At 63.6% G+C, this 10,937-nt stretch carries 12 protein-coding genes and 1 pseudogene; 9 read left to right on the top strand and 4 right to left on the bottom strand.

From position 1 onward, the window contains the following. Positions 1-509, bottom strand: a 509-nt coding sequence (locus AC1DP9_RS27510) for a hydrolase (protein WP_477109051.1), incomplete at its 3' end; no start/stop codon positions are given. A 287-nt stretch (positions 510-796) separates the two neighbouring features. Here AC1DP9_RS27510 and AC1DP9_RS27505 point away from each other — a divergent pair. Further along, positions 797-1,549, top strand: coding sequence for a hypothetical protein (locus tag AC1DP9_RS27505; protein WP_092291740.1), 753 nt, complete (start codon positions 797-799; stop codon positions 1,547-1,549). A 65-nt stretch (positions 1,550-1,614) separates the two neighbouring features. On the opposite strand, the gene AC1DP9_RS27500 is transcribed toward AC1DP9_RS27505, so the two are convergent. Then, on the bottom strand, positions 1,615-1,866 hold the full coding sequence (locus AC1DP9_RS27500) for a hypothetical protein (RefSeq protein ID WP_477109050.1): 252 nt from the start codon (positions 1,864-1,866) through the stop codon (positions 1,615-1,617). An 11-nt stretch (positions 1,867-1,877) separates the two neighbouring features. On the opposite strand from AC1DP9_RS27500, the pseudogene AC1DP9_RS27495 reads away from it, so the two are divergent. The 3 genes and pseudogenes from AC1DP9_RS27495 to AC1DP9_RS27485 form a co-directional block, all read left to right on the top strand. Continuing rightward, positions 1,878-2,181, top strand: a pseudogene (locus AC1DP9_RS27495) (xanthine dehydrogenase family protein molybdopterin-binding subunit); the annotation flags it as partial. A 111-nt stretch (positions 2,182-2,292) separates the two neighbouring features. Continuing rightward, positions 2,293-3,495, top strand: a complete 1,203-nt coding sequence (locus AC1DP9_RS27490; RefSeq protein WP_477109049.1) for an MFS transporter — start codon at positions 2,293-2,295, stop codon at positions 3,493-3,495. Positions 3,496-3,541: 46 nt separating this feature from the next. Next, on the top strand, positions 3,542-4,654 hold the full coding sequence (locus AC1DP9_RS27485) for an alkene reductase (protein ID WP_477109048.1): 1,113 nt from the start codon (positions 3,542-3,544) through the stop codon (positions 4,652-4,654). Between the two features lies 1 nt (position 4,655). Here AC1DP9_RS27485 and AC1DP9_RS27480 read toward each other — a convergent pair whose 3' ends face one another. Next, the gene (locus AC1DP9_RS27480; RefSeq protein ID WP_092291734.1) at positions 4,656-5,570 is read right to left on the bottom strand and encodes a LysR family transcriptional regulator; all 915 of its coding nucleotides are present in this window, start codon (positions 5,568-5,570) and stop codon (positions 4,656-4,658) included. 262 nt (positions 5,571-5,832) lie between these two features. Here AC1DP9_RS27480 and AC1DP9_RS27475 point away from each other — a divergent pair, with 262 nt between their 5' ends. The 5 genes from AC1DP9_RS27475 (at position 5,833) to AC1DP9_RS27455 (ending at position 10,367) form a co-directional block, all read left to right on the top strand. After that, positions 5,833-6,312: a VOC family protein gene (locus AC1DP9_RS27475; RefSeq protein ID WP_441593814.1), complete on the top strand. Its 480-nt coding sequence runs from the start codon at positions 5,833-5,835 to the stop codon at positions 6,310-6,312. Further along, positions 6,309-7,532, top strand: a complete 1,224-nt coding sequence (locus tag AC1DP9_RS27470) for an FAD binding domain-containing protein (protein ID WP_477109047.1) — start codon at positions 6,309-6,311, stop codon at positions 7,530-7,532. Before AC1DP9_RS27475 ends, AC1DP9_RS27470 begins: the two co-directional genes overlap by 4 nt. A 35-nt stretch (positions 7,533-7,567) precedes the next feature. Beyond that, complete coding sequence (locus AC1DP9_RS27465) at positions 7,568-7,927, top strand: DUF485 domain-containing protein (protein ID WP_441593816.1); 360 nt, start codon at positions 7,568-7,570, stop codon at positions 7,925-7,927. Then, on the top strand, positions 7,924-9,573 hold the full coding sequence (locus AC1DP9_RS27460) for a cation acetate symporter (RefSeq protein WP_477109046.1): 1,650 nt from the start codon (positions 7,924-7,926) through the stop codon (positions 9,571-9,573). The genes AC1DP9_RS27465 and AC1DP9_RS27460 overlap by 4 nt, the downstream gene beginning before the upstream one ends. 119 nt (positions 9,574-9,692) lie before the next feature. Then, entirely contained in the window at positions 9,693-10,367 is a 675-nt protein-coding gene (locus tag AC1DP9_RS27455; RefSeq protein ID WP_454756784.1) for a TetR/AcrR family transcriptional regulator, read from the top strand. Between the two features lie 222 nt (positions 10,368-10,589). Here AC1DP9_RS27455 and AC1DP9_RS27450 read toward each other — a convergent pair. Next, a partial coding sequence (locus tag AC1DP9_RS27450; RefSeq protein WP_477109045.1) for an isochorismatase family protein occupies positions 10,590-10,937 on the bottom strand: 348 nt, incomplete at its 5' end.

Genomic DNA, 10,937 nt, shown 5'->3' with positions numbered 1-10,937 from the left:
TGCCACGTCACCGGCACCACACCGGCCTGGATCATGCGCTGCATGGCGTAGTCGTGCGCTTCCTTGGTCGTGCCGCCCGAGGCGTCGGCSACCATRTAGATCTCGTAGTCACCTTCCAGCATCGCGCTCAGGGCGAAGGTCGTGTTGCAGACCTCGGTCCACAGGCCGGCCACGACGATCTTCTTGCGGCCGTTGGCGGCCAGCGCGTCGCGCACCTTCTGGTCATCCCACGAGTTCATCGAGGTGCGTTCCAGCGTCTGCTGGCCCGGGAAGACATCGAGGATTTCGGGGTAGGTGTAACCGGAGAACGACTCGGACTCCACCGTGGTGATCGTCGTCGGCACATCGAAAATCTTGGCCGCCTTGGCCAGGCCCACCACGTTGTTCTTCATGGTCTGGCGGTCCATCGACTGSACACCGAAGGCCATCTGCGGCTGGTGGTCGATGATGATCAGCTGGCTGTTGCGCGGGGTCAGGACTTGCAGCTTGGCGTTGGTGGCGTTCGACATGGTGGTTTCTCCGGTAGCTAAAGGTTGATTCGTTCAGTTTTATTGCTTTTCGCTGTTCGCCGTTGTTTTGTTGTGGCGTTGCGATGGGATGAACTATACGGGGCGATAAGTGACGTAAATCCGCTGAAGTCTCACGTAGTTATTCAAATTTTTTGAAATTTGATCTCTCTACGCCGCCGCGCGACCCCCGGGGCATGTCTACCCCACTTCCCGGGGCTCAATGTCAGGCCCTGCCGGACGTTATCGATCTCATGTCTTTCCCTCATCCGATAAAAACAGGAGAAACCATGGGTCGTCGTTACCTCGCCGGGCTGCTGCTGGCCGTTACCGCCCTCGCGGGTTGCGCAGTGGTACAGAAGCCGATTCCGGCCACCAGCGCGCTGTTCGAGAACAAGGAGAAGACCGTCGCGGTCGCCCTCGAGAAGCTGCCCGAGCCAAACCAGGTCATGCTGGGCGCGCAGGGCATCCTGGACTACGCCATCAACCGGGCCAACGCCAAGGCCATCGTCGACCGCCTGCAGAAGCAGGATTTCTCGAAGGTGAGCGGCCTGCCCAAGGAATTCGCCCAGGGCCTGGAATCGCGCCAGATCAAGGTCGTGATGATCGAGGAGCCGATCGATACGGAGTCCCTCTCCAAGTTCACGGAGGGCTCGGGCGATGGCGTGGCGCTGCGTGACTATCGCCCGCTGGCCCGGAAGTACAAGGCGGACAAGCTGCTGCTGGTGAGCGCCACCTCGCTGGGCACGGTCCGAAACTACTACGGCTTCCTGCCGCTGACCCCGCCGACGGCCCTGATCTCCCTGACCGGACAGCTGGTGGACCTGTCGACCAACAAGCTCGAATGGTATGAAAGGGTGGAAAACCACAATCCCGCCAAGGGCGACTGGGACCAGGCCCCGGAATATGAAAACCTGATGGGCGCAGTGGACGAAGGCACCCGCGCGGCCACCTCGCAGCTGCGTGGCGCGTTCTTCATGGAACGGGCCGCACCGGCGGTGCCGAAGGTGGCGGGTACGGCGGCGGCGGGATCGGCGCAGTAAAAACCCCCGCTGGAAAGCAAAAACGGCCGCGAGAGATCGCGGCCGTTATTTCTTGGGGCGCTGGACTATCGCGCCCCGGTCGCCTCGCGCTCGAACTCGCGGATCACCGGGTTGCCGAGGATCGCATCCCTTCCCGCATCGATCAGGCGATCAATGTCCGCCTCGGGCAGGCGAAGCCTGGTCGGTACATCGCTCAGACTTGCAGCACGCGCCTTGTCGAGGGAATCGAACGAGATCCGCGTGACGAAGAATTCGACGGCGTCGCACCGCCAGTCCGGGCTGTTTGCGGCGATTTCCTGTCGCCGGGCATCCGGCATGGCGCCGCTGCGAACCCGAGGGCGGCATCCTGCAATCTGCCAGCTGGACACTCTATGAACAGTTGCGCTTCGACACGACTGGCATTCGCAGTTTCGATTGGGGAACCTATCCAATCATGCGGTTCTCGGCGGTACCCCACGCAGGTCAATGTGCATCTGATCGATCGTCCAGGCGCACCATTCCTGGGCGTGGCGGAAGCCGCGATGGGCCCGACCGCCGGTGCCATCGGCAACGCACTGGTCGATGCCACGGGCGTGAGGCTGCGCGATATGCCACTGGGCGGCGAGACGCTGCAGGCCAGGATCGCGCCCTAAGTACCGAGGGAGGCGTTGCATCCCGCGCAACGCTGATTTGCTCCCCGTTGTGATTCAAATTGCGCTTTCCGGCGCCTAAGCTCTCCCCATTGCAACCTGTCCCTCAACGCCATGGAATCCACAACTTCCCCCCTCACGCCCGGCGCCGCGCCTGCGCCAGTCCCGATGGCCGGCGCGCTGGTCGCGCTGTTTTCGCTGTGTGCCGGCGTGCTGGTTGCCAACCTCTATTACGCCCAGCCCATCATCGAGATGATTGCGCCGACGGTGGGGCTGTCGGCCCAAAGCGCCAGCGTCATCGTGTCGCTGACCCAGATTGGCTATGCCGTCGGTCTGTTCTTTCTGGTACCGCTGGCAGATCTTCACGAGAACCGGCGCCTGCTGCTGATCAGTGGCGTGGCCGCCGCCATCAGCCTTGTGGGCGCCGCCACCGCGTCGCAGCCAGGACTGTTCCTGCTGGTGTCGCTGTTGCTTGGCCTGAGCTCCGTGAGCGTGCAGATACTGATTCCGCTGGCGGCGCACCTTGCGCCCGAAGCGCTGCGTGGGCGCACCGTGGGCACGATCATGGGCGGCCTGCTCTCCGGAATCCTGCTGTCCCGGCCATTGTCGAGCCTGCTGGCACAGGCCTTCGGCTGGCGTGCGGTGTTCTTTATCGCCGCCGCGATGACGCTGGCGACGGTGGCCATCATCGCAGCGACGATTCCGCGCCGCATGCCCGAGCATCGCGGCACCTATGGCGGCCTGCTGGTCTCCCTGTGGCATCTGTTCACGCGCTATGCGGTGCTGCGCCAGCGCTCGCTGTACCAGGCGCTGCTGTTTGCCGCGTTCAGCCTGTTCTGGACTGCCGCACCCCTCGAGCTGGTCAGCCACTATGGCCTCTCGCAATCGCAGATTGGCGTCTTTGCACTGGTTGGCGCGCTGGGCGCTGTGGCGGCACCGATCGCCGGCCGGCTGGCGGATTCTGGCCATACGCGCATCGCCTCTTACCTGGCGATGATCGCTGCTGTCATCAGTTTCCTTCCCGGACTGGTCGGCGGCACAGGCGGCGTCTATTGGCTTGCATTGACCGGCATCGTGCTCGACTTTGCCGTGCAGATGAACATGGTGCTGGGTCAGCGTGCGATCTATGCGCTCGATGCCACCAGCCGTGGACGCCTGAACGCGCTGTACATGACCGCCATCTTCGCCGGGGGCGCGGTGGGATCGGCCGTCGCCAGCGTGCTCTACACGCATATCGGCTGGTCCGGCATCGTCGCGACGGGCAGTGGTCTTGCGCTGGTCTCGCTGCTGGCCATGGCCCTCGCTTCGCGCCGCTGAGCAGCTCGCTCCTTCTTCGAACCATTCATTGACCGGAGTCATCATCATGACATCCCATCTGTTCTCGCCCATCACAATCGGGCAGCTGCAACTGACTCACCGCGTCGCCATGGCGCCATTGACGCGCTCGCGCGCTGGCCAGCCCGGTAATGTGCCCAATGCCATGAATGTCGAGTACTACCGGCAGCGCGCCTCAGCGGCACTGATCATTACCGAGGCCACCCAGATCTCGCAGCAAGGCCAGGGCTATGCGTGGACCCCTGGGATCTACACCGCCGAGCAGGTCGAGGGCTGGCGTGCCGTGGCGGACGCCGTCCATGCCGAAGCTGGCCGGATCTTCCTGCAACTGTGGCACGTTGGCCGGGTTTCGCACCCGTCGTTTCAACCCGGCGGCGCGCTGCCGGTGGCGCCGAGCGCGCTCCCGGTGCCCGGCAAGACGTTCATCGTCGACGCCGACGGGAACGGCGTGTGGGGCGACATCCCGACGCCACAGGCACTGACCGTGGAGGGTATCGCGGCGATCGTGCATGACTACCGCCGGGCCGCGCACAATGCCATGGAGGCGGGCATGGACGGCGTGGAAATCCATGCGGGAAATGGCTATCTGCTGGACCAGTTCATCAACTCTGACAGCAACCTTCGCACCGACGCCTATGGCGGCAGCATCGAGAACCGCGCGCGCCTGCTACTGGAGGTGGTGGACGCCGTGACGGCCGAGATCGGTGCGGAGCGCGTGGGCGTGCGGCTCACGCCGATGGGCCGCTTCATGGGTATGGGCGATGCCACGCCTGAGGCCACGTTCGCCTACATCGCACGCCGCCTCAACGACGAGTCGCTGGCCTATTTGCACCTGGTGGAGCCGGCGATGGTCGGTACGGTCAAGGACGAGGCGGCTGACCCGCGCTGGGATGCCATCATGCGCAGGATGCGTGCCGAATTCCACGGCGTGCTGATGCTGGCTGGCGGCTACGACGGCGCCTCCGCAGAACGTGCGATTACCGACGGGCGCGCGGACATCGTCGCGTTCGGACGGCCGTTCATTGCCAATCCCGATCTGCCCCGCCGTCTCCAGACCTCGGCGGCGCTGAATGCCGCCAATCCGGCGACGTTCTTTGGCGGCACGACTGTCGGTTACACCGACTATCCGGCACTTGGCTGAGTCATTCCTGGCGGCGTGTCGGCCCGGGCAATGTCGCCAGGAATGTCAGGAACGCGGCAATCCGCCGCGAGCCGCGCTGGTTCGGCAGATACAGCGCAGAGATGGCGGAGCTTGTCTGGTCAGGATTGACAGACCATGCGTCAAACAACGGCGTCAGCCGACGATTGTCGATATCGTCATCGACGAGCCAGTCCGGCAACAAACCGATGCCCCCGCCCGCCAGCGCGATCTCGCGTAATACCTCGGCGTTGTTGCTGCGGAAATGGCCATTGACCGGAACTGTCGTCTCACTGCCGTCCTGGCGAAAGGTCCACACCTGATCCCGCGCGCCATAGCTGAATCGCAGACAGCGATGATGGAGCAACTCGCCGGGCTCAGCGGGCACACCCTGGCTCTCCAGATAGGCCGGGCTAGCCACCACGCGACGGCGGAAGCTGCCGATCTCCCGCGCGATGACACTATCGTAAGACGCCGGGCTGCCCAGCCGGACGGACAGGTCAATCCGCTCGCCGATCAGGTCGACGATGTCGTCGGTCAGCGTCACCTCGACCTCGAGTTTCGGAAACTTCGCCAGCCAATCGCCAAGATAGGGGGCGATGCATCGCCGCCCAAACGCCACAGGTAGCGATACGCGCAAGCGCCCAACCGGCTCCTCGCCCCGATCCGCAATCAACGCGTCGGCTTCCTCCACGGCATCCAGAATCTTCCGGGCCTGCTGGTAATAGGCTGCGCCGGCCTCCGTGACCGTGATGAGCCGCGTGGACCGATTCAGCAAGACCGCCCCCAGTGATGCCTCAAGGCCGTCGAGCGCGCGCGTGACCGACGATGTGGCCAGCTCCAGGCGTCGTGCTGCGGCGGAGAAGCCCTTCGCATCCACGGTTTCCACGAACATCTTCAGTGCAAGCAGCTTGTCCATCTTCCAGGGATGATCGATTGATAACGATTGGTCATTCGGGAAGCGTGATGCAGATCGCGATATGAACTATGCGACACGCTCGCGTTCCGGCAGATGATGCCACTCCTTGATCCGACTTGCTTTGTGAGCCAGGCGCGACACCGCGCGGAAGCTCGTCGAATCAGGGTAAGTCCCACCCGTCCCGCCCCTTGGCCTGTCGCGCCTTCCGCCCTATCATTTATCAACCGATCACTGATCGATCGATAATTTAAAGGAGGCGACGATGGCACTGACCAAACTTGCGCATTTTTCCATTCGCACCACCGACCTGGAACGGTCCTGCGCGTTCTACGAACGCGTGCTGGGCTTCCGGCGTGGCTACCGCCCCCCGTTCGATTTTCCCGGCGCCTGGCTCTATATGGGCGACGACGAGCGTGACTACGGATGCGTGCACATCATTGGCATCGATCCCGCCAATCCTTCAGGGCTGGCGGCCTACCTCGGCGACAAGTCCCTGCCCGCATCCGGCACCGGCACGCTCGACCACATCGCCTTCCTGGCCACTGGCGTCGCGCAGATGTGGAACACCCTCCGCGCCGAGGGCATCGCCTGGCGTGACCGCACCGTCCCGAGCCTTGGCCTCCATCAGGTCTTCATTGAGGATCCTTCGGGCGTCACGATCGAGCTCAACTACCCATCCACCGAGGTGGAGGGCCTGGCATTGCCGCATCCGGCGCAAGCTACAACGGGAGTCGAGGCATGAAATCCGCACTGCAAAGGCAACCCAGGGCGATCGTCGTCGGCGGATCGCTCGGCGGTCTGTTTGCCGCCAGCATGCTTCAGCGCGAAGGCTGGGAGGTCGAGGTCTTCGAGCGGACACCCGAAGCGTTGACCGGGCGTGGCGCCGGAATCGTCACGCACCCGGAACTGTTCGAGGCACTGGCCACCGCCGGCGTGGTCGTCGACGACAGCATTGGCGTTCACGTCGATACCCGGGTCACACTCGCCCGCGATGGCGCTGTGGTATCGGATCGCCAGATGCCCCAGACATTGACGGCCTGGGGCAAGATGTATGACGTGCTGGGCAAGGCGTTTTCCGGCGCCTATCGCACCGGCGCTACCGTGACCGCGGTCGATTCTCATGCCGACCATGCGGTCGTCACGCTGCAGGACGGCTCGACGCACCGGGCCGACATGGTCATTGCCGCCGACGGCTTCCGCTCGGGGGTACGCGAACAGCTACTGCCTTCGGTCGGCCTGGAGTACGCCGGATATGTTGCCTGGCGCGGGCTGGTCGATGAGGCCGATATTTCGCCCGGCACGCACGCGGCCATTTTCGACAAGTTTGCCTTCTGCCTGCCGGCTCACGAGCAAATCCTTGGCTATCCGGTGGCGGGCGACGGCAACAGCATCGCGCCGGGCCGCCGCCGCTACAACTTCGTGTGGTATCGCGCCACGCGCGAGGAAGACGAACTCCCTGACCTGCTGACCGACGTCGCGGGCAAGACCTGGGCCAATGGCATTCCGCCGAGCCTGATCCGCCCCGAGGTGCTCGACGACATGGAAAGCGCCGCATCCGATCTGCTGGCGCCGCAGTTCGCGGAAATCGTCACGAAGACCCCCCAACCGCTATTCCAGCCGATCTTCGACCTGACCGTGCCTCGCATGGCTTTCGGCCGAATCGCGCTGCTGGGCGACGCCGCGTTCGTGGCTCGCCCGCATTGCGGCATGGGTGTCACGAAAGCGGCCGGCGACGCCATCGCACTGGTCCACGCGCTGGCCGGACATCCGTCCGTCGAAACGGCGCTCGAGGCGTACAGCACCGAGCGCGTCCAGGTAGGCCGGGCGGTCGTCGAGCACGCACGCCATCTGGGGGCCTATATGCAGGCGCAACTCAAGGGTGAACAGGATCGCGAGATGGCCGAACGCTATCGGACGCCCGAGGCAGTCATGCGCGAGACCGCCGTCTCACGGCGCTTCTGACCTACGCCGCAAAACAACGTACCGGAGACAACATCATGCCCCAGGCCGCCGCCTATCCAATCCATCTTGATCTTGCCGAAACGGACCCGCCCGTGGTCCCGCATCCCCTCCTGAGCGAGCCAGGCTTCGCGCGTCTGCAGCGCGCGCGCCGTCGTTTTTCCTGGTCGCTCACCGCCGCGATGCTGGCGGTCTACTTCGGCTTCATTCTCACCCTGGCCTTTCGTCCGGACCTGCTTGCTGCGCCGCTGACAGCAGGCCAGCCGATGAGCGTCGGCATACCCATCGGGTTCGGCATGTTCGCCTTCACCTTCGCACTGGTGGCCATCTATGTGTATCGCAGCAACACCGTCTACGACAAGATGATTGCGCAGATCCGCGAGGGAGAACCGTCATGAACCGCGCCTTGATTGCAGCTTCCCTCCTGCTTGTGCCGCTTGTCGTCGCCACTCCCGTCCTGGCGGCCACGCCACCGGTCGGGCAGGGCCTGAACCTGATCGCCATTGCCATGTTCGTCGCGTTTGTCGCCGCCACACTGGTCGTGACACGCTGGGCGGCCAAGCGCAACCACAGCGTGGCCGACCACTACGCTGCTGGCGGCAAGATCACGGCCATGCAGAATGGCTGGGCGATTGCCGGCGACTACATGTCTGCCGCATCGCTGCTCGGCATTTCGGCGCTGGTCTTTACCAGCGGCTACGACGGCCTGATCTATTCCATCGGATTCCTGGCCAGTTGGCCCATCATCCTGTTCCTGATCGCCGAACCGCTGCGCAATCTGGGGCGCTACACGCTGGCCGATGTGCTGTCATACCGGCTCAGGCAGCGGCCTATCCGCGGCTTCTCGGCATTGAGTTCGATCGTGATCGTGCTGCTGTACCTGGTCTCGCAGATGGTGGGCGCCGGCAAGCTCGTGGAGCTGCTGTTCGGCTTCAACTACACCTCGGCGGTGGTCCTGGTCGGCGTGCTGATGGTGGTCTACGTGTTCTTCGGGGGCATGCTGGCCACGACTTGGATCCAGATCATCAAGGCCGTCATGCTGCTGGCCGGTTGCGCATTCATGGCCTTCATGGTCATGCGCCACTTCGGCTTCAGCCTGAATACCCTGTTCGAGCACGCCATCACCGCACATGGCAAGCACGACGCCATCATGCGTCCCGGCGGCCTGGTCTCGGATCCCGTGTCAGCCGTGTCGCTGGGCCTGGCGCTGATCTTCGGCACTGCCGGCCTGCCGCACATCCTGATGCGCTTCTTTACCGTCAGCAACGTCAAGGCCGCGCGCAAGAGCGTGCTCTACGCCACCGGCATCGTCGGCATGGGCTACGCCATGATCATCGTGATCGGCTTTGGCACGATCGCGCTGGTCGCCCAGGATCCGCTGTACCACAACAGCGCCGGCGCCGTGATTGGCGGGGTCAACATGGTGGCCGTGCATCTTGCTCATGCGGTGGGTGGAAACGTCTTCCTCGGCTTTATCTGTGCGGTGGCGTTCTCGACGATCCTGGCCGTGGTTGCCGGGCTGACGCTGGCGGGCTCCTCCGCCATCTCGCACGACCTCTATGCGACGGTGATCCGCCAGGGCAAGGCGTCCGACAAGGACGAGATGCGGGTGTCGCGTATGACGACGCTGGTGCTGGGTGTGCTGTCGATTCTGCTCGGCATCCTGTTCGAGAAGCAGACCATCGCCTTCATCGTCAGCCTGACATTCTCGATCGCCGCCAGTTCCAATTTTCCCGTGCTGCTGCTGTCGATCTACTGGCGCGGGCTGACCACGCGCGGCGCGGTCGTCGGCGGCATGCTCGGACTGATCACGGCCGTAGTACTGACGATCCTGAGCCCGACCGTCTGGGTGCAGGTGCTGGGGCACGCCTCGGCCATCTATCCGTACGAATATCCGGCCCTGTTCTCCATGCTGGTGGCATTTGCCGGCATCTACGTATTCTCGGTAACCGACCGGTCGGCACGGGGGGCATGGGAACGCGCGGCGTATCAGAATCAGCGCGTGGATTGTGAGCTGGGCCTCGGCAGGAAGACCGTTAACTAGGCTGCAGCCACCATCGGGAGCGGGCGGCGCAGACCTTCTGCAGTCGCCCATCTTCCCATTTATCGGTCGATTGGTAGAATCCGGACATCATCGGCATCGCATTGGCGAGAGAGAACGTCATGGACTCAGGTACTGGATCGACCACGGAAGAGCCTCCCGTCAAATCTACGCGACGGCTGCTGCCCGAGGAACGCGAGAAGCAGATCGTCGAAAAGGCGATCGAACATTTCACCCGAAACGGCTTTGGCGGCAGTACCCGGGAGCTGGCCCGACAGATCGGTGTGACGCAACCCCTGCTCTATCGTTATTTCGAGAGCAAGGAAGCCCTCATCGAGCGCGTGTACAACGAGGTCTTCCAATGGCGTCCTGACTGGGATCGGCAAATCACCGACCGCTCGATGCCACTGGCGGAGCGGCTCCATGCCTTTTACCTCGACTATTCATCGGTGATCCTCCGCGAAGAATGGATCCGGCTGTTCATCTTTGCCGGCCTGACGCACGAAGGCATCAACAAGAAATACCTCGGCAAGCTGCGCAGCAAGGTCTTCCTGCCTGTGCTGGCCGAAGTCAGGGATGCATTCGGGATTGAGGCACCGCGCAAAGCTGAAGAGACTGAGGCGGAGATCGAGATGATCTGGAGCCTGCACGCGGCCATCTTCTATATCGGCGTCCGCAAGTGGATCTACGGTCTCAAGGTCCCGACCGACATGGACGCCATGATCCGTCAGAAGGTAGACATGTTCCTGCATGGCGCCCCGGCGGCAATACGCGCATTGCGCGCAAGCGCTGGATAAACAAACCGCTGGGTCATCATGGCGCAAACCGCCAGTGTTCCAGCCAGCATACCGAGGGACGAAGAGGTGTGCGCGTGAGAGGAGAACCCCGTCGCGAAGGCGACGGCAGCCATTTCCAGCTTACGACCAAGTTTGTGATTGCATGTCATTGCGGCTACCGTTTTTTGCCTGTGCCCAGTCAGGGTGGCCCGGCTCTTGATGCCGCGCCACCCACCTTGGATATCAGTATTCGGTCACCGGCGCATGCACGGGCGCGATCGACGCGTGCGGGGTCTGCGTGCGCTGCGCGGCCTTGTGGACCATCGTGTAGGCGTAGTCGATGCCCATGCCGTAGGCGCCCGAGTGTTGCTTGGCCAGGCCGGTCACCGCGTCGTAGGTTTCCTTGTTCTTCCAGTCGCGCTGCCATTCCAGCAGCACCTGTTGCCACGTCACCGGCACCACACCGGCCTGGATCATGCGCTGCATGGCGTAGTCGTGCGCTTCCTTGGTCGTGCCGCCCGAGGCGTCGGCGACCATATAGATCTCGTAGTCACCTTCCAGCATCGCGCTCAGGGCGAAGGTCGTGTTGCA

This window comes from Cupriavidus sp. 01L43, assembly GCF_056399925.1.
Note: the sequence above shows the minus strand (reverse complement) of the source record. Positions and strands in the feature narration are given on the sequence as shown.

Bases quoted from the DNA above. Each gene is read 5' to 3' on its own strand.
- AC1DP9_RS27485 (WP_477109048.1), top strand. From the start codon at position 3,542: ATGACATCCCATCTGTTCTCGCCCATCACAATCGGGCAGCTGCAACTG.
- AC1DP9_RS27460 (WP_477109046.1), top strand. From the start codon at position 7,924: ATGAACCGCGCCTTGATTGCAGCTTCCCTCCTGCTTGTGCCGCTTGTC.
- AC1DP9_RS27480 (WP_092291734.1), bottom strand. From the start codon at position 5,570: ATGGACAAGCTGCTTGCACTGAAGATGTTCGTGGAAACCGTGGATGCG.
- AC1DP9_RS27470 (WP_477109047.1), top strand. From the start codon at position 6,309: ATGAAATCCGCACTGCAAAGGCAACCCAGGGCGATCGTCGTCGGCGGA.
- AC1DP9_RS27475 (WP_441593814.1), top strand. From the start codon at position 5,833: ATGGCACTGACCAAACTTGCGCATTTTTCCATTCGCACCACCGACCTG.
- AC1DP9_RS27465 (WP_441593816.1), top strand. From the start codon at position 7,568: ATGCCCCAGGCCGCCGCCTATCCAATCCATCTTGATCTTGCCGAAACG.
- AC1DP9_RS27455 (WP_454756784.1), top strand. From the start codon at position 9,693: ATGGACTCAGGTACTGGATCGACCACGGAAGAGCCTCCCGTCAAATCT.
- AC1DP9_RS27505 (WP_092291740.1), top strand. From the start codon at position 797: ATGGGTCGTCGTTACCTCGCCGGGCTGCTGCTGGCCGTTACCGCCCTC.
- AC1DP9_RS27490 (WP_477109049.1), top strand. From the start codon at position 2,293: ATGGAATCCACAACTTCCCCCCTCACGCCCGGCGCCGCGCCTGCGCCA.
- AC1DP9_RS27500 (WP_477109050.1), bottom strand. From the start codon at position 1,866: ATGCCGGATGCCCGGCGACAGGAAATCGCCGCAAACAGCCCGGACTGG.